The sequence below is a fragment of the Pseudomonas sp. GR 6-02 genome (assembly GCF_001655615.1).
In the GTDB taxonomy this organism is placed as follows: Bacteria; Pseudomonadota; Gammaproteobacteria; order Pseudomonadales; family Pseudomonadaceae; genus Aquipseudomonas.
The window spans coordinates 5,923,040-5,945,610 of sequence record NZ_CP011567.1 but is presented as its reverse complement, the minus strand read 5'-3'; the positions used below and the strand labels follow the sequence as shown (position 1 = coordinate 5,945,610).

Here is a 22,571-nt window from a genome sequence, read left to right as displayed (position 1 = left end):
GAGGTATCAGTCAAATCGCGTTTGCTGGTTTTACGACCGCTTCGCGGCCGAGCGGGAGCAAGCTCCCTCGCCACAGGGTGTGTGTTTATTCGCTGAAGGCCATCCCATGCTTCTCTTTGGTGGTTTTCACCGCCTCCAGCACCGCCAGCAAGCAATCGTCACGATAGCGTTCCAGTGCCGAGATGCTGTGTTTGCCCAACTGATCGCTGGTGCCATCCACCACGTCGTCAATCAACTTGTCGGTCAGCTCCGGTGCCGGCAGGTACGTCCAGGGCAACTGCAACGCTGGCCCGAACTGCGCCATGAAGTGCCGCATCCCGGCATCGCCGCCCGCCAGGGTGTAAGTCAGGAAGGTGCCCATGAACGACCAGCGCAGACCCGCGCCAAAACGAATCGCATCGTCGATTTCACCCGTGGTCGCCACGCCGTCGTTGACCAGGTGCAGCGCCTCACGCCACAAGGCTTCGAGCAAACGGTCGGCGATAAATCCCGGTACTTCCTTGCGCACATGCAGCGGGCGCATCCCCAGGGATTCATAGACTTTCATCGCCGCTTGCACCGCTTCTGGCGCGGTGTTCTTGCCGCCGACCACTTCCACCAATGGCAGCAGATAAACCGGGTTGAACGGGTGCCCGACCACGCAGCGTTCCGGGTGCGTCGAACTCTCGTAAAACTCGCTCGGCAACAGTCCCGAGGTGCTGGAACCGATCAACGCGTTGGGCTTGGCCGCCGCGCTGATTTTGCTGTGCAGTTCCAGTTTCAGTTCCAGACGCTCAGGGGCGCTTTCCTGAATGAAATCCGCATCGCGAACACATTCTTCGATGGTGGCGACAAAGCGCAGCCGATCCTGCGATGCGCCGGGTGCCAGGCCTTGTTTCTCCAGCGCGCCCCAGGCATTGGCGACACGTTTGCGCAGCGCCGCTTCGGCACCGGGTGCCGGATCCCAGGCCACCACATCGAGGCCGTGGGCGAGGGCGCGGGACACCCAGCCGCTGCCGATGACACCGCTGCCCAGTGCTGCGAAGGTTTTGATATCAGTGATAAAGCTCATGGCGACTTCCTAAAGAGTTCGATGATCCTGTAGGAGCGAAGCTTGCTCGCGAAGACGGCTTTCCTGCCGCAAGAGATCTACCGGATGTACCGGCCTCTTCGCGGGCAAGTCGGATCGCCGCATCGCTCGTTCCTACGGGGAGGTATGTGTGGTTTAGCCGCGCTTGGTCAGGCCCATTTTTGCCCGGCCTTCTGCCGGGGTCAGAACGCGGGCGCCGAGGCGGCTGAGGATTTCCGAGGCGCGTTCGACCAGTTGGCCGTTGGTCGCCAGTACGCCCTTGTCCAGCCACAGGTTGTCTTCCAGGCCGACCCGCACGTTGCCACCGAGCAGCACCGCTTGCGCCGCCATCGGCATCTGCATGCGCCCGATGCCGAACGCCGCCCAGACCGCATTGGCCGGCAGGTTGTCGACCATGGCTTTCATGGTGGTGGTATCCGCTGGCGCACCCCACGGGATGCCCAGGCACAGCTGGAACAACGGGTTATCCAGCAGACCTTCCTTGATCATCTGCTTGGCGAACCACAGGTGACCGGTGTCGAAAATTTCCAGCTCAGGCTTGACGCCCAGCTCTTGAATTCGCTTCGCGCCGGCCCGGAGTTGCGCCGGGGTGGAGACGTAAATGGTGTCGCCGTCGCCGAAGTTCAGGGTGCCGCAATCCAGGGTGCAGATTTCCGGCAGCAATTCTTCAACGTGGGCCAGACGGGTCAGTGGGCCGACCAGATCGGTGTTCGGGCCGAATTCCATCGGGTTCTCGCCTGCGCCGATTTCCAGGTCGCCGCCCATGCCGGCAGTGAGGTTGACGATGATGTCGACGTCCGCCTCGCGGATGCGCTCCATCACTTCGCGGTACAGCGCCACGTCACGGCTGAACTTGCCGGTTTGTGGGTCGCGAACGTGGCAGTGGACCACGGTAGCGCCCGCCTTGGCGGCTTCCACGGCGGCGGCAGCGATTTGTTTCGGGGTGACCGGCACGTGTGGGCTCTTGGCGGTCGTGTCGCCAGCACCGGTGAGTGCGCAGGTGATGATGACGTCGTGGTTCATGAGGCGGTTTCCTTCAGGCTTGAGTTTTTTGGTGGAGCTTGGGCGTGGCGATTCCGCTCGCAGCCCGCATCGGGCTGCGAATCGGTGGTTCATTTCGGTTCTATTTGCTGGTCAGCTTCAGGTTTTCAGCGGCCGGCTTGCCATCGAATGTGGTCACGCCTTCAAGCCAGCGTTGCTTGTCTTGCGGGTGATCCTTGAGCCACTGTTTGGCCGATTCGAAAGCGTCCTTGTGATCCAGCAGCGGCTGCATCATCCGGCTCTCGTCTTCGGCGGTGAACGTCAGGTTGCTCAGCAGGCGACCGACGTTCGGGCATTGCTGCGCGTGGTTCGGCGAGGTGACGGTCCAGACCGTGGCCATGCCTTCGTTCGGACCGAGGGCGTCGTCGCTGCCGGTGAGGTAGGTCATCTTCACGTTGACGTTCATCGGGTGCGGCGCCCAGCCGAAGAACACCACGGCTTCCTTGCGGCGTACCGCGCGATCTACTGCCGCCAGCATGCCGGCTTCGCTGGACTCGACCAGCTGGAACTTGCCGAGGCCGAACTGGTTCTTGGCGATCATCGCCTTGATCTGGGTGTTGGCGCCCGAGCCAGGTTCGATGCCGTAAATCTTGCCGCCCAGTTCTTTTTCAAACTTGGCGATGTCGGCGAAAGTTTTCAGGCCCTTGTCGGCAAGGTAAGTCGGTACTGCCAGGGTGGCGCGGGCGTCCTTGAGGCTTGGCGCTTCAAGCACTTTGACCTGCTTGGCATCGACAAACGGCGTGATGGTCTGGGTCATCAGCGGGTTCCAGTAGCCCAGGAACAAATCCAGGCGCTGGTCGCGAATGCCGGCAAAGACGATTTGCTGGGAGGCGCTGGTTTGTTTGGTGCTGTAGCCGAGGCCGTCGAGCAGGACCTGGGTCATGGCGCTGGTGGCGATCACGTCGGTCCAGTTCACTACGCCCATGCGCACGTTCTGGCACGACGCGGGTTCGGCTGCCATGACACTGGCGCTCAAGAAAGCGGTACCGCTGAGTGCAAGAACACAGCTGCTGATCAGTCGTTTCATGTCGGGGTTCCTCGGCAGGTCGTTTATTGTGGGTTCCGGTGTCTGATGCGCCGGTGATGCCAAGTTACGCAGCAAAGCCCCCGTGAAAACGCACTGCGGCGACCAGCTCTTGCACTGCGGCGACCTGCGCACTTGAATGCTGCTGGCAAGTGGCGTATCAACGTCCACACGCTTCCCGCCCTCTCGTTGCCTGCCAGTCGAGTGCGCTCCATGTCCCAGGATTTCTACTTCTTGTTGATGCCGGGTTTTTCGGCGATCGGTTTTATCTCGGCAATCGAGCCGCTGCGGGTCGCCAATCGCTTTCGCGGCGAGTTGTACCGCTGGCATGTGTTGAGCGCCGATGGCGGGGCGGTTCTGGCCAGTAACGGCATGTCGGTCAACGCCGATGCAGCGCTGGAGCCGCTGAAGAAAGGCGCAACCCTGTTGGTGGTCGCCGGTTTCGAACCGCTGAAGTTCGCCACCCCGGCCCTGGAACACTGGTTACGTCGTCTGGACAACGAAGGCGTGACGCTAGGCGCCATCGACACCGGCAGCTTCATACTCGCCGAAGCCGGCCTGCTCGACGGCCATCGCCTGACCCTGCACTGGGAAGCGATCGACGCCTTCAAGGAATCTTATCCACAGCTGAGCGTCACCCAGGAGCTGTTCGAGATCGACCGACGGCGTATCACCTCCGCCGGCGGCACCGCCTCGATCGACCTGATGCTTGACCTCATCGGTCAGGCCCATGGCCCGGAACTGGCGATTCAGGTCAGCGAACAATTCGTACTCGGGCGCATTCGCCCGCGCAAAGATCACCAACGCATGGAAGTCGCCACGCGATATGGCATCAGCAACAAGAAACTGGTGCATGTCATTGGGGAGATGGAACAGCACAGCGAACCGCCGCTCAGCACTTTGGAGCTGGCGGAATCGATCAAAGTGACCCGGCGTCAGCTAGAGCGCCTGTTTCGCCTGCACCTGCACGACACGCCGAGCAATTTCTATCTGCGACTAAGGTTGGAGAAGGCGCGGCAGCTGCTGCGCCAGACGGACATGAGCGTGTTGGAGGTGAGTATCGCCTGCGGGTTTGAATCGCCGTCGTATTTCACCCGCAGTTATCGGGCGAGGTTTGAGCGGTGCCCGCGGGAGGATCGCCGACAAAGCCAGAAGGCCTGAAACCGACCCCTGTAGGAGCGAGGCTTGCCCGCGAAGAGGCCGGCACATTCGAAATCATTGTTGTCTGACACGACGCCTTCGCGGGCAAGCCTCGCTCCTACAGGAGATGTGTCGTTTTTACTTCTTCATCAGCGCCGAGCAGGCCGCTTTGTAGGCCTCGTGCTGATACTTGTTCAGCGTGGCCGGCAGTTCAAAGTCGAACTTTTTGTTCTGCGCATTGATGGTTTGCGGCGACAGCAGCGTCACCTCGCAATTTTCCAGCAACTGGAAAACCCCTTCGATCTTGAAGGTGGTCGGCCCACCGGCGAACTCACCTTTCTTGCTGCGCTTTTTGATCGCGATCCGGTCGATTGAATTCTCACGAATAAACGACGCCACCTGAGCGGCAAAGACTTTGACGTTGGCGGCTTCGTCGTCATCGTCGAGGGCGATTTTCTTGGTGGCCAGCGCGACGTGGGTCAGCCCCTGATCGTCGAGGGAGGCCACGGCAAGGATTGCTTCGCTGCCTTTGATTTCGATGCCGCAGATTTTCATTTGAATCCCTTTACTGGCTGATGACGTGCAGCTTACAGCTCAAGTTGGCAAGTGTTTATGTCAACCGCTGTGGCCTTTTTACTCCTGCCCAATCGACTCCAAAAACTCCGACCGCTCGTCACTCATCCGCGCCACGCAATCATTTTGCGCAATGTTGAAGGCTTTACTGCCGCTCGTCGCCGGGAACGCTTCCACCGCGCAATCGGCATCCCGGGTCTTCAGCCATTGTTGTTGCGCAGTTTTGATTTTTGCGGTGATGTCGGCCAGTTGCGCCTTGTTACTGCCATAGCGCGTTTGCATGCGTTCGTTCAGGCCTTGGTAGTTGTCGCTCAGCAGCTGTTCGGCGGTGTTTCTGCTGTAAGCCGAGCATTCCAGGGTCTGGACTTCGTTTTCGACGGCGTCACAGGGGTTGTCGTCGGCCCCTTCGGCCGCCTGTACGCCGGTCGCTATCAGTGCCAAAGCCAAGAAGATGGATTTCATTGCGTCGCCGCCCTTAATTCAGTGAAACATTCGGTGATGCGACGAATTCTGGCCCATGCGAACGGGCTTGAACAGGTAGGCAATCATGTCGGTTGGCGACCCTTTGTCGCGGATTGACGCTTTCGGCAATTCCCCTGTCGTTTTTGCACCCGGCTGCACCGTCCCTCAGGCATATGCTGGCCCCAAAGCGCCGGCACACGATTCGGCGCATGAATCGTTAATAGGGGACTGCCTGATGAGCCCAGCCGAATTACACGCCGACAGCATCGTTATCGACGGCCTGATTATTGCCAAGTGGAACCGTGAGCTGTTCGAAGACATGCGCAAGGGCGGTCTGACCGCGGCCAACTGCACCGTGTCGGTGTGGGAGGGCTTCCAGGCCACCGTCAACAACATCGCCGCCAGTCAGAAGCTGATTCGCGAGAACAGCGACCTGGTGATCCCGGTGCGCACTACCGCCGACATCCGCAAAGCCAAGGAGCAGGGCAAGACCGGCATCCTGTTCGGCTTCCAGAACGCTCACGCCTTCGAAGACCAGATCGGCTATGTCGAGGTTTTCAAGCAGCTGGGCGTCGGTATTGTGCAGATGTGCTACAACACCCAGAACCTGGTCGGTACCGGTTGCTATGAGCGCGATGGCGGCCTGTCGGGTTTCGGTCGTGAAATCGTTGCCGAGATGAACCGCGTCGGTGTCATGTGCGACCTGTCCCACGTCGGCTCGAAGACCTCCGAAGAAGTCATCCTCGAATCCAAGAAGCCGGTCTGCTACTCCCATTGCCTGCCGTCGGGCCTGAAAGTGCACCCGCGCAACAAGTCCGATGAAGAACTGAAGTTCATCGCCGATCACGGCGGTTTCGTCGGCGTGACCATGTTCGCGCCGTTCCTGGCCAAGGGTATCGATTCGACCATCGACGATTACGCCGAAGCCATTGAATACACCATGAACATCGTCGGCGAAGACGCCATCGGCATCGGCACCGACTTCACCCAGGGCCATGGCCAGGACTTCTTCGAATACCTGACCCATGACAAGGGCTACGCCCGCCGTCTGACCAGCTTCGGCAAGATCATCAACCCGCTGGGCATCCGCACCGTGGGCGAGTTCCCGAACCTGACCGAAACCCTGCTCAAGCGCGGCCATTCCGAGCGCGTGGTGCGCAAGATCATGGGCGAAAACTGGGTCAACGTTTTGAAAGACGTTTGGGGCGAATAAGCCGCCGCATCTGAAGAATCCTTTCCCCCGGCCGTCCGTGCCGGGGGCAACACAACGAATTTTCTGGAGTTAAGTTTCCATGGCCAAGATCGCCCCGCAATTGCCAATCGAAGTCGACAGCGAAACCGGTGTCTGGACCTCTGATGCCCTGCCGATGCTGTATGTGCCGCGTCACTTCTTCGTCAACAACCACATGGGCATCGAGGAAGTGCTGGGCGCCGACGCCTACGCCGAAATCCTCTACAAGGCCGGCTACAAATCCGCCTGGCACTGGTGTGAAAAAGAAGCTGAATGCCATGGCCTGGAAGGCGTCGCGGTGTTCGAGCACTACATGAAGCGCCTGTCGCAGCGCGGCTGGGGTCTGTTCAAGATTCAGGACATCGACCTCGACAAAGGCACCGCCAGCGTCAAGCTCGAACACTCCGCATTCGTCTACGTGTACGGCAAGGTCGGGCGCAAGGTCGACTACATGTTCACTGGCTGGTTCGCCGGCGCCATGGACCAGATCCTGGCTGCTCGCGGCAGCAAGATCCGCACCGTCGCCGAACAAGTTTACGGTGGCTCCGAAGAAGGCCACGACGACGGTTTGTTCACCGTCAAGCCGTTGTAAGTCGAGGAACCCGCCATGGCTTTCGAAGCAATGTTCCAGCCGATCCAGATCGGCAAACTGACCATCCGCAACCGCGTGCTCAGCACCGCGCATGCTGAGGTCTACGCCACCGACGGCGGCATGACCACCGATCGGTACGTCAAGTATTACGAAGAGAAAGCCAAGGGCGGGATCGGCCTGGCGATTTGCGGCGGTTCCTCCAGCGTGGCCATCGACAGCCCGCAAGGCTGGTGGAAGTCGGTCAACCTGGCCGACGACCGGATTATTCCGCACTTCCAGAATCTGGCCGATGCCATGCACAAGCATGGCGCCAAGATCATGATCCAGATTACCCACATGGGTCGCCGCTCCCGCTGGGACGGTGAGCATTGGCCAACCCTGCTGTCGCCGTCGGGCATCCGCGAGCCGGTGCACCGCGCGACCTGCAAAACCATCGAGCCGGAAGAAATCTGGCGGGTGATCGGCAACTACGCCAGCGCCGCAGCACGGGCCAAGGCCGGTGGCCTGGATGGCGTCGAGCTGTCTGCCGTGCACCAGCACATGATCGACCAGTTCTGGAGCCCGCGAGTCAACAAGCGTACCGACGAATGGGGCGGCAGCTTCGAGAACCGCATGCGTTTCGGCCTGGAAGTGATCAAGGCTGTGCGCAAGGAAGTCGGTCCGGACTTCTGCGTTGGTATCCGTATCTGTGGTGACGAATTCCACCCTGATGGCCTGAGCCATGAGGACATGAAGCAGATCGCCAAGTACTACGACGACACCGGCATGATCGACTTCATCGGTGTCGTGGGCTCGGGTTGCGACACTCACAACACCCTGGCCAACGTTATTCCCAACATGAGTTATCCACCGGAGCCGTTCCTGCACCTGGCCGCCGGTATCAAGGAAGTGGTGAAGGCTCCTGTGCTGCACGCGCAGAACATCAAGGACCCGAACCAGGCGACCCGTATTCTGGAAGGCGGTTACGTCGACATGGTCGGCATGACCCGCGCTCACATCGCCGACCCGCACCTGATCGCCAAGATCAAGATGGGCCAGGTCGACCAGATCAAACAGTGCGTGGGCGCCAACTACTGCATCGACCGTCAGTACCAGGGCCTGGACGTCTTGTGCATCCAGAACGCCGCGACCTCCCGTGAATACATGGGCGTGCCGCACATCATCGAGAAATCCACCGGGCCGAAGCGCAAAGTCGTGATCGTCGGTGCCGGCCCTGCCGGGATGGAAGCTGCTCGTGTATCCGCTGAACGTGGCCACGACGTGACCCTGTTCGAGAAGAAAGAATTCATCGGCGGGCAGATCACTACCGCCTCGAAAGCCCCGCAACGGGACCAGATCGCCGGTATCACCCGTTGGTTCCAGCTGGAACTGGCGCGTTTGAAAGTCGACCTGCGCCTGGGCGTGGCGGCGGATGCGGCGACCATTCTCGACCTGCGTCCGGACGTCGTGGTGCTCGCCGTTGGCGGCCATCCGTTCCTGGAGCAGAACGAGCACTGGGGTGCGGCTGAAGGCCTGGTGGTCAGCAGCTGGGACATCCTCGACGGCAAAGTGGCGCCGGGCAAGAACGTGCTGGTCTACGACACCATTTGCGAGTTCACCGGGATGTCGACAGCCGACTTCCTCGCCGACAAAGGCAGCCAGGTCGAGATCGTCACTGACGACATCAAGCCGGGCGTGGCCATCGGCGGTACGTCGTTCCCGACTTACTACCGCAGCATGTACCCGAAAGAAGTGATCATGACCGGCGACATGATGCTGGAAAAGGTCTATCGCGAAGGCGACAAGCTGGTGGCGGTACTGGAAAACGAATACACCGGCGCCAAAGAGGAGCGGGTGGTTGACCAGGTGGTCGTCGAGAACGGCGTGCGTCCGGACGAAGAAATCTACTACGCCATGAAGGAAGGCTCGCGCAACAAAGGCCAGATGGACATCGAAGCCCTGTTCGCGATCAAGCCACAACCTTCGCTGAGCCAGGCGGGCGACGGCTACTTGCTGTTCCGCATCGGTGACTGCGTGGCCCAGCGCAACACTCACGCGGCGATCTACGACGCGCTGCGGTTGTGCAAGGATTTCTAACGGATTTACCACCGTCACCTGTGGCGAGGGAGCTGGCTCCCGCTGGGCTGCGAAGCAGCCCCAAAACCTGCAGTCGAGGTGTATCAGGTGTACACCTGAGACTGTTTTGGGAGCGCTTCGCACTCCAGCGGGAGCAAGCTCCCTCGCCACAAGTAGGTGCGTCGCTCTCATCGGCACGCACATGACCCCGAGGTCTTTGGGAGCTCCACCATGTTGAACACCCTTCTTCCAATCCTGTTGTTCGCTGCCCTGGGCCTGGCTGTCCTGGGCGCGTTGCGGCGGGTGGCTATGTGGCGTCAGGGCCGGGCTTCGAAAGTCGACCTGATCGGCGGTCTGTTCGCCATGCCCAAGCGTTACATGGTCGATTTGCACCACGTCGTCGCGCGGGACAAATACATCGCCAATACACACGTCGCCACGGCCGGTGGTGCGGTGGCGTCCATTGTGCTGGCGATTCTGGTTCACGGTTTCGGCCTGCATAACCGCATCCTCGGTTATGCACTGCTGTTGATGACGGCAGTGATGTTCGTCGGTGCGATCTTTGTCTTCCTGCGTCGCCGCAACCCGCCGGCCCGCTTGTCCAAAGGTCCGTGGATGCGCCTGCCGAAAAGCCTGCTGGCATTCTCGGCGTCGTTCTTCCTGTTGACCCTGCCGGTGGCGGGCATCCTTCCGGAAAACTTCGGTGGCTGGGTACTGGCGGCGATTCTCGGCGTCGGTGTGCTGTGGGGCGTGTCGGAACTGTTCTTCGGCATGACCTGGGGCGGGCCGATGAAGCACGCCTTCGCCGGTGCCTTGCACCTGGCTTGGCACCGTCGCTCCGAACGGTTTGGCGGCGGTCGTTCCACTGGCTTGAAGCCGCTGGATCTGAACGACCCGACCGCGCCACTGGGCGTGGAAAAACCCAAGGATTTCACCTGGAACCAACTGCTCGGCTTCGACGCCTGCGTGCAGTGCGGTAAATGTGAAGCTGCGTGCCCGGCGTTCGCCGCCGGCCAGCCGCTGAACCCGAAAAAACTGATTCAGGACATGGTCGTCGGCCTGGCCGGTGGTACGGATGCCAAGTTTGCCGGCAGCCCTTACCCAGGCAAGCCGATCGGTGAGCACGCCGGTAATCCGCATCAACCGATCGTCAACGGTCTGGTGGACGCTGAAACCCTGTGGTCCTGCACCACCTGCCGCGCCTGCGTCGAGGAGTGCCCGATGATGATCGAGCACGTCGATGCCATCGTCGACATGCGCCGCCATCTGACTCTGGAAAAAGGCGCGACCCCGAACAAGGGCGCCGAGGTCCTGGAAAACCTGATCGCCACCGACAACCCTGGCGGCTTCGCGCCGGGCGGGCGGATGAACTGGGCGGCGGATCTGAACCTGAACCTGCTCAGCGAGAAGAAAACCACCGACGTGCTGTTCTGGGTCGGCGACGGTGCCTTCGACATGCGCAACCAGCGCACCCTGCGTGCCTTCGTCAAAGTGCTGAAAGCGGCCAAGGTCGACTTCGCAGTGCTGGGCCTTGAAGAGCGCGACAGCGGTGACGTGGCCCGGCGTCTGGGCGACGAGGCGACGTTCCAGCTGTTGGCCAAACGCAACATCCAGACCCTGGCCAAATACCGCTTCAACCGCATCGTCACCTGCGACCCGCACAGCTTCCATGTGCTGAAAAACGAATACGGCGCCTTCGATGGCAACTACCTCGTGCAGCACCACAGCACTTACATGGCGGAGATCATTGGCGAAGGCGCACTGAACCTCGGTCAGCACAAAGGCAACAGCGTGACTTATCACGACCCGTGCTACCTCGGCCGCTACAACGGCGAATACGAGGCGCCACGCGAAGTGCTGCGCGCCCTGGGTATCGAGATCAAGGAAATGCAACGCTCCGGTTTCCGTTCGCGCTGCTGCGGCGGCGGTGGCGGTGCGCCGATCACCGACATTCCGGGCAAGCAACGGATCCCTGACATGCGCATGGAAGACATCCGCGAAACCGGCGCCGAACTGGTGGCCGTGGGTTGTCCACAGTGCACCGCGATGCTTGAGGGCGTGGTCGAGCCACGGCCATTGATCAAGGACATCGCCGAACTGGTGGCTGATGCGCTGCTTGAAGACGCCGCGCCGGGAAAGCCTTCGGCACCGGCCAAACGTGAACCTGCGGAGGTGCATTGATGAGCGACATTATCCGCCGCGACCCTCGCGCTGAATGGATCGCCCGCAACCGTCTGCACCCGCTGCACGCGGCCATGCAACCGGTGCAACACAGCTGGATGGGGCCTAACGGCGTCATCCGCAAGAATCCCCACGGGATCGGTTTTATCGGTCCCAACGGGATCAAACGGATCGACCGCAGTGGCGCTCAGCAGGGCGGGGCAACTAAACGCTCGGCCGCGGTTGAAGTGCAATTGCCGCTGCATCAAGTGGCTGCACCCGCGTTCTACATCAGCGTGGTGCCGGACATGGTCGGCGGCCGCTTGAGCAGCCACGACCGCGATTTGCTCGGCCTGGCCCATCAGTTGGCCGGCAAGGACGGCGCGGTACTGGCGGTGGTCTTCGGTGAGCACAAGGAAAACGCCTTCGCCACGGCAGGCGTTGACCGCTTGCTGGTACTGGAAGGCGACGAATTCAGTGGTTATGCACCGGAACAACGCGTGCAGGGCCTGCGGGCTGTGGATAACCAGTTCAGCCCGCGTCACTGGCTGCTGCCGGACAGCCGCAGTGGTGGCGGCGAACTGGGTCGACGCTTTGCTGCCGCACTGGGCGAACGTCCGGCCACACGGGTCTGGCAGGTCAAGGATCAGGAATGCATCGGCCGTGCCGGTGCCGGTTTGCAGGACCTTGCGCGGCCGGTGGCCCGCTTGATTTTGGCGGCTGCCGAATGCGCCGAACCGGTCAGCGAAACCCGTCACGAAGCGTTGCCGGTGGAGTTATCCACAACGGTCGCTCGCAGCCTGTCGCGGATCGAAGATCTGGGCGCGGTGGCGGTGGACCCGGCGGCGATTCCGATGGCCGAAGCCGAGTTCATCTTCTCTGGCGGCAACGGTGTCAAGGACTGGGGACTTTTCCACAGGACGGCCGAAGCGTTGGGCGCGACCGAAGGTGCGTCGCGGGTGGCGGTGGACGATGGTTTCATGGCGCGCGACCGTCAGGTCGGCGCGTCCGGCACCTGGGTAACCGCGCGGGTTTACGTGGCGGTGGGGATTTCCGGGGCGATCCAGCACCTGCAAGGCATCGGTGCCTGCGACAAGGTGGTGGCGATCAACCTCGATCCGGGTTGCGACATGATCAAACGGGCCGACCTGTCGGTGATCGGCGAGAGCGCCGAGATTCTTCAAGCCTTGATCGATGCGGTAGAGGCTTACCGCAACGACGCCAAGCGCGATGCGGCTTAAGGGAAGGAAAGGGTTATGAGCACGAAAATCATCAGCCTGGTGTCCATCGGTGCCCACCCGACCTCCGGCCGGCCACGCCGCGCCGAGCAGGACGCGCGGGCCGTTGAACTGGGTCTGCAATTGGCTGGGGATAACCTGCAAGTGCTGCACGCCGGCGACGTTGCGGAACCGGCGCTGCGTGCCTATCTGGGCATGGGCCTGGAACAGTTGCATGTGCTGGAACAACCGGTCGGCGCAGATGCGCTGCCAGCGTTGACCGACTATTTGCGTGACGCCGGGGCGCAGGTGGTGTTGACCGGCAGCCAGGCGGAAACCGGTGAAGGCTCGGGCATGTTGCCGTTCCTGCTGGCCGAAAGCCTCGGCTGGCCGCTGGTGGTGGGTTTGGCGCAAGTCGAATCCATCGACGGTGGTTCGGCGCTGGTTCTGCAGGCCTTGCCGCGCGGTCAGCGCCGTCGCTTGAAAGTGCGCCTGCCGTTTCTGGCGACTGTGGATAACGCAGCGCCCAAGCCTCGGCAAAGTGCCTACGGTCCGGCGCGACGCGGGGTATTGCAGGCAGATGAAGTTGAAGTGGTCGACGATGAACTGCTGGCAGTGGCCACGCTGCAACCGGCCAAGCCACGACCCAAGCGCCTGAAAGTGATCAAGGCCAAGAGCGGTGCCGACCGCATGAAGGCCGCGACGGCCAAGGCCAGTGGCGGCGGCGGGCAAGTGCTCAAGGGCGTGACCGCGCAGGCGGGCGCCGAAGCCATCCTCAAGTTGCTGATTGAAGAAGGCGTGGTCCGCTGACAAGTAGTCACCATCGATGTGGGAGCCTGTGTGGCGAGGGGGCTTGCCCCCGTTGGGCTGCGCAGCAGTCCTGAAATCTCTGATGTACCAAAGATCCTGTGAGTGCTACGCACTCAAACGGGGGCAAGCCCCCTCGCCACAAAGTGCTCCTGACGTGCTGGAGACGCAGGTCTGAAAACCATCTCACCGAAGTTAATGGGGAAATAATGGAAGTTGAATTTCGTCCGGCTCTGCGCACGGATGCGCGCGAGATTGCCCGTTTGTTCCAGATTTCGTCAGAGGGGGCTTCGGATTACATCTGGAGCCAGCTGGCGGAGCCCGGGCAGGATCTGTTGGAAGTGGGGGCCATTCGTTACGCCCGTGAAGATGTCGATTTCTCCTATCAGAACTGCGTTATCGCGCAGGCACAGGGGCGGGTCATCGGCATGATGCACAGTTACGTAACGCGTCACGATCCGTTGGCAGCTCCCGTGACTGATCCGGTCCTGGCGCCTTACGCCGACATGGAAGTCCCCGATACCCTCTATATTTCAAGCCTGGCCCTGCATGAAGGGTGGCGCAACAAGGGGCTTGGTGTGCGCTTTCTCGAGCATGCTCAACAGCGCGCCGATCAACTGGAACTCAACGGCCTGAGCCTGATCGACTATGCAGCGAATACCGGGGCCCGGCGTTTTTATGAGCGCCATGGTTTTGGGATCGTCAAAACTTGTCAGGTCGTTCCTCATCCGATGATTCGGGTGACGGGTGATGCCTATCTCATGCATCGGCCTTAGGGGCTTCCCGGTTTTGATTGTGCACATATCCGTTGCTGCGGTAATGGCGACTGGCGGTTTCGCTCTTACAGCGAGTCACTTTCGAAAAGCCGGAATGCCGGCCCAGGCGAAAGTAACCAAAGCGCTCTTGCCCCTTTCGTTCGGCGCCTCGCCTAGGCTCGGCATGCCCTCGTTCCGGTCCTGCTCCGTGGGCCCACTGCGCAGAACCTCCACTCGGCCTCTCGAGGGGGCGGTGCGTCAAAATCAAAAGCAAGGCGGCCTACCGGCCGGCCTGATCTCACGTGCACGCATTTCCCTGTAGGAGCTGTCGAGCGAAGCGAGGTGGCGATCTTTTGATCTTGCTTTTGCTTTGCTTTGGTTTTTGATCTTGATCTGTACGCCCCTTTCCCAGAGGCCGAACGCAGGCGTTGCGCAGGGGGCACCGCGGCAAGGATGCCGCGGTAGCCGCCCCCGGCCATGGATGGCCGATGGCGGCGGGCCCCCGGAGCAATGCCGGAGTGAGGGTATGCCGAGCCTAGGCGAGGCACCGAATGGCGGGGCAAAAGCGTTTTGGTTACTTTGGCGCTTTTCCAAAGTGACCCGCTGTAAGAGCGGAACCATAAGCCGCCGTTACCGCAGAAACGGATATGTACTCCTAACGCACTTGGGTTACCCACAATCCCTGTTAGCGCTTCTGTGGATAACATGTTCGCCCCTCGCTACACCCCATGCCAATCAAGCCCTGCAGCCCTCCGTACAAAAAACAACCAGCCTAACCCACGGTTTTTTCGGGCTTTTTCCACAGAGTAACGTCGCTCACTGGCCGACACTTGCCCCCAATCTCTGTTGGCGCTTCTGTGGATAAGATGTTCGCTGTCCGCTACAGGCCATACAGATCGCGGCTTTCAGTGGGTTGATCAAATATTGTTCAATTCGGCGTTTTCCTCCGCTAATCGTCTCGTAAACCCCGAATACTCGCGGGTTTCAGCGGTTTTCCACAGAGACCGCAAAGTTGCCCCCAAAGTCTGTTGGTGCTTCTGTGGATAAGGTGTTCGCCATCCCCTGCACGCTATGTAAAACGTGGTCTGCAAGCTTCTGATTAAAAAACAACCAGTGCCTGGCTAAAACCCTGCTTCTGGATAAGTCACGGTTTTTCTTCGGTTTTTGTGAATAGATTTAGCCTGTCATCCACAGTTGTCCCCATTTGCTGTGGGTGGAGATGTGGATAACTTGTTCGCTGAACCCTGTAAGCCACGGCCCGTATAGGCCGGAACGCGATAGATCAGATTTCATACAGTTCTAAGGCACTTCCTTGACTTCGATCTGTCGCCTGTCTTCACTCTCATCGCATAAGGACAACTGTCACTTATCCACATCTGGTTCAGGGAGAACGCGTGATGGATAGCCAGCCACATCGCTCGCAGCCACATTCGCACCCCAGCCCCTGCGTGACCTGTGTTCCGACATCCGCCACCTCGTTGCACAAGCGGATTCATCGTCGCGCCGCCAATCAGCGCGCTCGTCTATAGCGCCTGGCCCCCTTATGCCATAACACCGCTGCCATTGAGGCCCGACCGTGCCCGGTGACCAGGCGTTTGTTCGTCTATCGATTGCAGGCAACCGCAGAGTTGCCCCATCTGCCCGAGAGGAAATGACCCATGACACGGATCGCCACGCCCATCAGCGATATCAAGGAACATTACGACGTGATCGTCATTGGCTCCGGCTACGGCGGCGGGATCGCGGCGTCGCGCCTGTCCCGGGCCGGCAAGCGGGTATGCCTGCTGGAGCGAGGCCGGGAAATCCAGCCCGGCGAATACCCCAATACGATGCTGGCGGCCACTGAAGAGCTGCAAGTGCATGACCCGGACGGGCACATCGGCTCGCGCACCGGGCTGTTCGACCTGCACGTCAACGCCCAGCAGAACGTAGTGGTCGGTTGCGGCCTGGGCGGCACGTCGCTGATCAACGCCAACGTCGCGCTGGAACCTGAACCCGGTGTGTTCGATGATCCGCGTTGGCCGTTGGCGGTGCGTGAACATCGCGACACGCTGCTCAAGGACGGTTACGCCCGGGCTCGGGAGATGCTCAAGCCCAATCCCTATCCGAAAACCGCTCCGACCTTGCCCAAACTCGAGGCTAACCAGAAGTCCGCCGATTACCTCAAGCAAGGCGCACACTTCTACAAGCCGCCGATCAACGTGACCTTCGACAAACTGCCGAACAACCTCAACCACGTCGGCGTCGAGCAATTGCCGTGCAACCACTGCGGCGACTGCGTTTCGGGCTGTAACAACAAGGCCAAGAACACCACGTTGATGAATTACCTGCCGGATGCCTGCAACCACGGCGCAGAGATTTTCTGCCAGGCCGAGGTCCGGCATCTGGAGCGCGACGGCGATGGCTGGATCGTGCACTTCCAATACCTGGACAGCGGCCGCGAGAAATTCTCCGCGCCGACGCTGTTCGTCAAGGCGGACATCGTCGTGGTGTCGGCCGGCACTCTGGGTTCCACCGAAATCCTCCTGCGCTCTCGGGACAAAGGCCTGTCGACGTCCAATCAGCTTGGCGAAAACATGAGCGGCAACGGCGACATCCTCGGTTTCGGCCACAACTGCGATGAAACGATCAACGGCATCGGTTTCGGTGCCCATCCGGCGAAGGAAATGAAACCGGTCGGCCCGTGCATCACCTCGATCATCGACATGCGCACCGAAGGCGACTGGCGCAGCCGCATGGTCATCGAAGAAGGCTCGATTCCCGGCGCACTCGGCCGGCCCATGGTGCCGAGCATGGCCACATTCGCCGGGTTGATCGGCAAACCCACCGATGACAGCTTCACCGGCAAGCTCAAATATGCCGAGCGCGAAGCCGAAAGCTTCCTGCGCGGCCCGTACCACGGCGCCCTGCACAACATGCAGACCTACCTGATCATGAGCCACGACGACGGCAAGGGGCGCATGGTGCTCGACAGCAAGGATCAGCTGCGCATCGACTGGCCGGGCGTTGGCGAGCAGGAAAACGTCAAGATCGGCAACGAGCGCCTGCACCAGAGCACCAAGGCCTTGGGCGGGATCTGGGTGGAAAACCCGATCTGGACCGAGCTGCTCAAACACAGCATCGTTTCCGTGCACCCATTGGGCGGTTGTGTGATGGGCGAGGATGCGACGCAAGGCGTGGTCAACCACAAGGGCCAGGTGTTCAGCGGCGTCAGCGGCACCGATGTCTATGCCGGGCTATACGTGGCCGACGGTGCGGTGATCCCGACCTCACTGGCGGTCAATCCGTTGCTGACCATCTCCGCCGTGAGCGAGCGCAATATGAGCCTGCTGGCCGCCGATCGCGGGTGGCACATCGACTACACGTTGCCCTCGGCACCGCGCAAACCGGTGGCGGCACCGACCCTCGGCGTGCAGTTCACCGAAACCATGAAGGGCTATTTCTCCAAAAATTTCACCCAGCCCCAGAGCACCGATCTCAAACTCTACGAAGCGGCGGCCAAACGCGGCAAGTCGGATAACTTGCCGATCGAATTCACCTTGACCATCACCGCCAACGACCTCAATCGCATGATCAAGGAGCCAGAACACGCCGCGACACTGGTCGGCTCTCTGGATGCGCCGGGCTTGTCGCCGGAACCACTGACCGCCAGCAATGGTGTGTTCAATCTGTTCGAGGAATATCAGGAACAGGTCGGTGTGCGGCACATGAACTACGACATGAAACTGACCGCTGAGGACGGCAGCGATTATTACTTCAGCGCATTCAAGACCGTGCCCGAAGACAACGGCGTGCTGAACGTCTGGCACGACACCAGTACGCTCTATGTGACGCTGTATCGCGGGCCAGACAAGACAGGCGAGGTGATCGGCTCGGGGGTGATGCACATCGAACCGGCCGATTTTGCCAAGCAGATGACCACCATGAAGGTGCTCAACGCGCGCAACGAACGTGAGCGCATTGAAGGGCTGGCGCGGTTCGGCAAGTTCTTCGCCGGCATCTTGTGGGAGAGCTACGGCGGGGTGTTCGCGGGCGACATCTACTTCAACCCCGATGCGCCGCCCCGGCAGAAACGGCCGCTGGATGCACCGACGCCAAGCGTGCAGTTCTTCCAGACCGAAGACAGCGTCCAGCTACGCCTGACCCGCTATCAGGGCGGCACCAAGGGGCCGGTGATGCTGGTGCATGGTTTGGGTGTGGGCTCGAATATTTTCTCCACCGACACCATCCAGACCAACCTGCTGGAGTACCTGTGCAAGCACGAGTACGACGTCTGGCTCCTGGATTTCCGGGTCAGCATCCTGCTGCCGGCCAGCAAACATGAATGGAACGGCGACCAGATTGCCCAGTACGACTTCAAGGCCGCCATCGAGCATATCCAGCAGGCCACCCTCGCCGCTGACGTGCAGTGCGTGGTGCATTGCTACGGCGCGACGACCTTCTTCATGTCACTGCTGGCCGGATTGCAGGGTGTGCGTTCGGTGGTCTGTTCGCAGATCGCCGCGGACACGGTGGTCGCCACGGCAACGGGGCTCAAGGCCGGTCTGCATTTGCCGGGGATGCTCGACGCCATCGGCATCAAATCCCTCACCGCGTATGCCGACAACAAGGAGAGCTGGTTCAACAAACTCTACGACAAGGCCCTCAACATCTACGCCCGCATCGAGGCTCAAGGTTACTGCACCAACCCGGTGTGCCACCGCATCACCTTCATGTACGCGTCGCTGTACCGCCACGACACACTCAACGAAACCCTGCACGACAACCTGCACGAGTTGTTCGGCGAGTCGAACATACAGACCTTCGAGCACCTGGCGCTGATCCTGCGCAAAGGCCATCTGGTGGACTTCAAGGGCCAGGACGTCTACATGCCGCACTTCGACCGGCTGACCATGCCGATCTGCTTCATCAGTGGCGAAGACAACCAGTGCTACTTGCCCGAAAGCACGCTCAGGACCTATGAGCGCGTATGCAAAATCCATGGACCGGAACGCTACAGCCGGCATGTGGTGCCGGGTTATGGGCATATCGACTGCATGTTCGGCAAGAACGCGGTGGTCGATGTGTACCCGATCATCCTGCAGCACCTGGAGAAAACCGCCCTCGGTTGATCGGGCTTTTTGTGGCGAGGGAGCTTGCTCCCGCTGGGTTGCGCAGCAGCCCCAAAACCTGAGGATGCGATCGATCAGATACACCGCGTTTTCTGGTTTTACGACTGCTTTGCAGCCGAACGGGAGCAAGCTCCCTCGCCACAAAAGCCGTGTGCTGACTTGGGATTGGCGACTACAAGGAAATGGATGCCATGGACAGTTACATCCGCTGGTTTCAACGCTTCATCTGGATAGGCATCGCAATGAACATGGTCTTCGCGATTCCGGCGCTGTTCGCGCCGGCATTGCTGACCTCGATGCTCGGAATGCCTCCGCAGCTCTCCGATCCTTGGCTGGAGAACGCCGGCATGTTGCTGGTGGGGATCAGCCTTTTTTACATGCCGTCAGGCTTCAATGCCCCCAAATACGTGGTGCATTCGTGGCTGTGCGTATTGTCGCGGTTGGTCGCCGTGGCGTTCTGGATTTACCTGATCAACACCAGCAACCAGGCCCAGGTGTTCGTGCCGATGCTGCTGGGCGATCTGGGCATGTTCCTGATCCTCGGGATTCTGCTGTACCTGGGCAGCGCGCCGGCCAATCGGCCGTTCGCCCTGCTTCGCGATGGCTGGCGTGAGTGGTGCGCAGCGTGGGCGCGACGCTGGCGGCGGCACAGCTTCAAGGTCGCCACGCTGGTCGTGGTGCTGGCGCTGGGGTTTATCGGCTACGAAACCTGGTACCAGATGCTGCGAGTGGTGCCGGCCGAGCAATACGCTTCTGACGAAGACCACTACAAATACGCCGCCATCGGCCTGGGCATCGAAGCACGGATTCCCTATTACCTGTTCGCCGTGTTGCCGCAGATGTGCCCGGAGAAACTGCCGAAGCCCGGCGGTTACGAAGTGTTCGGTTTCCTCTACGAGAACGGCAAGGACCTGCCGATCGGCATGGCCAAGCGGCAGATCGGCTACCCGACCGTGGAGCCCAACTGCGCCTTGTGCCACACCGGCTCCTACCGCGCCAATGCCAGCGATGTTGCTACCCCGGTGGCCTCCGCACCGGCCAATACCCTGCAACTGCAGGCCTTCCAGTGGTTCGCCTACGATTGCGCGAGCGACCCCAAATTCACCCCCGACGCGGTGATGACTGCGATCAACAGCAAGTTCCAGCTCGGGTTTTTCGAGCGCCTGTACAACCGCTACCTGATCATCCCTATGGCCACCAGCGCGCTGATCAAACAGAAGCAGGCCTATGCCTGGCAGAAGCTGCGCGCACCGCAGGGGCCGGGGCGTACCGACACTTTCAACCCGACGAAAATGGTGGTGTTCGGCTTCCCGGATGACTCGACCATCGGCACCGTCGACTTGCCGCAAGTCTGGAATCAGAAACCCCGGGAATCGCTGTACCTGCACTGGGACGGCAACAACAACGATATCCATGAGCGCAACTACGCGGCGGCCATGGCCGTGGGTGCGACGCCGGAGTCGGTGCTGCCGGACAGTTTCAACCGGGTGACCAATTGGCTGCTGGGCCACAAGGCACCGGCCTGGCCGTTCGCGCTCGATCAGGCCAAGGTCGCCCGGGGCAAGCCGGTCTGGGAAAAGAATTGCGCCGGTTGCCATGACTTCGGTCGCACCGACACCGGTCAGGTCACCACCACGATTGATGAACTGGGCACCGATCCCCATCGGCTGAACTCGTTCACCACCGGTTTAGTGACAGCCTTCCACGGCTTCAAGAAACCGCCGTTCGACTTTGGTGCCTACCGCAAGACCCAGAGCTACAGCAATACGCCCACCGACGGCATCTGGTTGCGCGCGCCGTACTTGCACAACGGCTCGGTGCCGACCCTGTGGGATTTGCTGCAGCCGCCGGAACTGCGGCCGCAGGTGTTCTTCACCGGTTCCGACATTTACGACAAGGACAAGGTCGGCTTCATCACCAGTGGCGAGCAGGTGAAAGCCTCGGCGGACTTCAAATACGACACGCGCCTGGAGGGCAACCACAACGGTGGCCACCTGTACGGCACGCAGTTGTCGGAACTCGATAAGCGGGCGCTCATCGAGTTCATGAAAACCCTGTGATTCCACTACGGATGGAGGAAAGCGACATGTCATTGGTCAGACATTGGGAACATGAATACGACAAGGTGAAGGTGCGCCTGCACGGGCTGTTCACACGGCTGGAAATGGCTTGGAAGAAGCTCGTCAGCGAGCTTGAACCGGAGGAGTACCAAGCCATCGTCGCGCTGCTGCAGCGGGGGCACGATCAGGCGCAATACGTGCTCAAGCACGGCGACTTGCCGGACGATCAACCGAGTGTGCCGTGGGAGTTGTCCCACGGTTTGTCGATCCTGCACATCGGCAACGCCAGCCCCTTGCCGCAATCGGTAGATGAGCTGCAGACCCAAGTGCTCAAGGATGGCAGCCTGCTCGGTTGTCGCAAATGGGAGCTGCTGGATCTGTTGTGGAGCGAAGCGTTGCTCAAGTGGATCGAGAACCTGCGGCATCACGCACCGTTCGCTACCAACCCGGCGTTGATGCGCATGGACAGTGACGTGACCCTGGCCATTGCCGGCGACTGGGGCACCGGGCCGTTCGACAGTCATGCCCCGGCAGTGGCGGTGGCCGATCAGATGCAACTGGCCCAGGCCGACTTCACCATTCATCTGGGGGATGTGTATTACGCCGGCACCCGCTCCCAGGAAGACGTCGACATGGTCGGTTGGCCGATGGGCAAGCAGGGCTCATTCACTCTCAACTCCAACCACGAGATGTACAGCGGCGCCCATGGCTACTTCAAGGAACTGGCCAAACGTTTCCCGGCGCAGCAGGGCACCAGTTATTTTGCGTTGTACAACGATGACTGGCTGGTGGTCGGGATCGACTCGGCTTATGCCTCCAGTCCAATCAACCTGTATATGGACGGCGCGCTGAACAAGCAGCAGATCGACTGGATGAAAGACCTGCCCAAACGCAAGAAGATCATGGTGCTCAGTCATCACCAGGGCTTTGACATTACCGGGCGTGACAAGACCGCGTTGTACAAACCGGTCTGCGATGCCTTGGGGCGCGAGCCGGATTACTGGTATTGGGGGCATTTGCATAACGGCATCTGCTATGCCACTCAAGGTGGCTTGCATGCACGTTGCGCCGGGCACGGGGCGATTCCCTATGGCAATGCCAGCGAGCTGAACGGGCATCCGGGGGTGCTGTGGTCGGAAACGCAAAATGCGCGGGATGAGGCGTACCCGGATCGGGTGTTGAACGGTTATGTGAAGGTGCGGCTGGTGGGGGAGAACATCGAAGAGACGTTTATTGGCGAGGATGGTTCGGTGCGGTGGTCTTCAATTTAGCGA

16 protein-coding genes are annotated in these 22,571 nt (G+C 60.7%); 11 read left to right on the top strand and 5 right to left on the bottom strand.

The genetic code is table 11. The features are described 5' to 3' along the window. Nucleotides 1-85: 85 nt before the first annotated feature. From PGR6_RS26410 to PGR6_RS26400, 3 genes are all read right to left on the bottom strand, one after another. On the bottom strand, nt 86-1,051 hold the full coding sequence (locus tag PGR6_RS26410; RefSeq protein ID WP_064620854.1) for an L-carnitine dehydrogenase: 966 nt from the start codon (nt 1,049-1,051) through the stop codon (nt 86-88). A gap of 153 nt (nt 1,052-1,204) precedes the next feature. Continuing rightward, nucleotides 1,205-2,092 (bottom strand): 3-keto-5-aminohexanoate cleavage protein, encoded by an 888-nt coding sequence (locus PGR6_RS26405; protein WP_019580671.1) that lies wholly within the window; start codon nt 2,090-2,092, stop codon nt 1,205-1,207. A 100-nt stretch (nt 2,093-2,192) separates the two neighbouring features. Further along, a complete protein-coding gene (locus PGR6_RS26400) occupies nt 2,193-3,137 on the bottom strand; it encodes a choline ABC transporter substrate-binding protein (protein ID WP_064620851.1) in 945 nt (314 codons plus the stop codon). Nucleotides 3,138-3,347: 210 nt separating this feature from the next. Here PGR6_RS26400 and PGR6_RS26395 point away from each other — a divergent pair, with 210 nt between their 5' ends. Next, nucleotides 3,348-4,295: a GlxA family transcriptional regulator gene (locus PGR6_RS26395; protein WP_064620848.1), complete on the top strand. Its 948-nt coding sequence runs from the start codon at nt 3,348-3,350 to the stop codon at nt 4,293-4,295. Nucleotides 4,296-4,412: 117 nt separating this feature from the next. On the opposite strand, the gene PGR6_RS26390 is transcribed toward PGR6_RS26395, so the two are convergent. Then, entirely contained in the window at nt 4,413-4,829 is a 417-nt protein-coding gene (locus PGR6_RS26390; RefSeq protein ID WP_019580672.1) for a DUF3010 family protein, read from the bottom strand. Between the two features lie 78 nt (nt 4,830-4,907). Beyond that, nucleotides 4,908-5,309 carry a lysozyme inhibitor LprI family protein gene (locus PGR6_RS26385; protein WP_018928783.1) on the bottom strand — a complete coding sequence of 134 codons (402 nt, stop codon included), beginning with the start codon at nt 5,307-5,309 and terminating at the stop codon, nt 4,908-4,910. Nucleotides 5,310-5,544: 235 nt separating this feature from the next. Here PGR6_RS26385 and PGR6_RS26380 point away from each other — a divergent pair, with 235 nt between their 5' ends. From PGR6_RS26380 to PGR6_RS26335, 10 genes are all read left to right on the top strand, one after another. Then, the gene (locus tag PGR6_RS26380) at nt 5,545-6,522 is read left to right on the top strand and encodes a dipeptidase (protein ID WP_007907542.1); all 978 of its coding nucleotides are present in this window, start codon (nt 5,545-5,547) and stop codon (nt 6,520-6,522) included. A gap of 79 nt (nt 6,523-6,601) precedes the next feature. Beyond that, on the top strand, nt 6,602-7,132 hold the full coding sequence (locus PGR6_RS26375; RefSeq protein WP_007926354.1) for a DUF5943 domain-containing protein: 531 nt from the start codon (nt 6,602-6,604) through the stop codon (nt 7,130-7,132). 15 nt (nt 7,133-7,147) lie between these two features. Next, on the top strand, nt 7,148-9,208 hold the full coding sequence (gene dgcA, locus PGR6_RS26370; protein WP_007938000.1) for a dimethylglycine demethylation protein DgcA: 2,061 nt from the start codon (nt 7,148-7,150) through the stop codon (nt 9,206-9,208). 210 nt (nt 9,209-9,418) lie between these two features. Further along, on the top strand, nt 9,419-11,368 hold the full coding sequence (gene dgcB, locus PGR6_RS26365) for a dimethylglycine demethylation protein DgcB (protein WP_018928784.1): 1,950 nt from the start codon (nt 9,419-9,421) through the stop codon (nt 11,366-11,368). Further along, complete coding sequence (gene etfA / locus PGR6_RS26360) at nt 11,368-12,588, top strand: electron transfer flavoprotein subunit alpha (RefSeq protein WP_064620846.1); 1,221 nt, start codon at nt 11,368-11,370, stop codon at nt 12,586-12,588. The genes dgcB and etfA overlap by 1 nt, the downstream gene beginning before the upstream one ends. 15 nt (nt 12,589-12,603) lie before the next feature. After that, on the top strand, nt 12,604-13,374 hold the full coding sequence (etfB, locus tag PGR6_RS26355; protein ID WP_019650283.1) for an electron transfer flavoprotein subunit beta: 771 nt from the start codon (nt 12,604-12,606) through the stop codon (nt 13,372-13,374). A gap of 206 nt (nt 13,375-13,580) precedes the next feature. After that, entirely contained in the window at nt 13,581-14,147 is a 567-nt protein-coding gene (locus PGR6_RS26350) for a GNAT family N-acetyltransferase (protein ID WP_018928787.1), read from the top strand. Nucleotides 14,148-15,784: 1,637 nt separating this feature from the next. Further along, on the top strand, nt 15,785-19,237 hold the full coding sequence (locus PGR6_RS26345) for a GMC family oxidoreductase N-terminal domain-containing protein (protein WP_064620843.1): 3,453 nt from the start codon (nt 15,785-15,787) through the stop codon (nt 19,235-19,237). Nucleotides 19,238-19,428: 191 nt separating this feature from the next. Beyond that, entirely contained in the window at nt 19,429-21,297 is a 1,869-nt protein-coding gene (locus tag PGR6_RS26340) for a hypothetical protein (RefSeq protein ID WP_064620840.1), read from the top strand. A gap of 26 nt (nt 21,298-21,323) precedes the next feature. Continuing rightward, complete coding sequence (locus PGR6_RS26335) at nt 21,324-22,568, top strand: metallophosphoesterase family protein (protein WP_018928790.1); 1,245 nt, start codon at nt 21,324-21,326, stop codon at nt 22,566-22,568. Nucleotides 22,569-22,571: the final 3 nt, after the last annotated feature.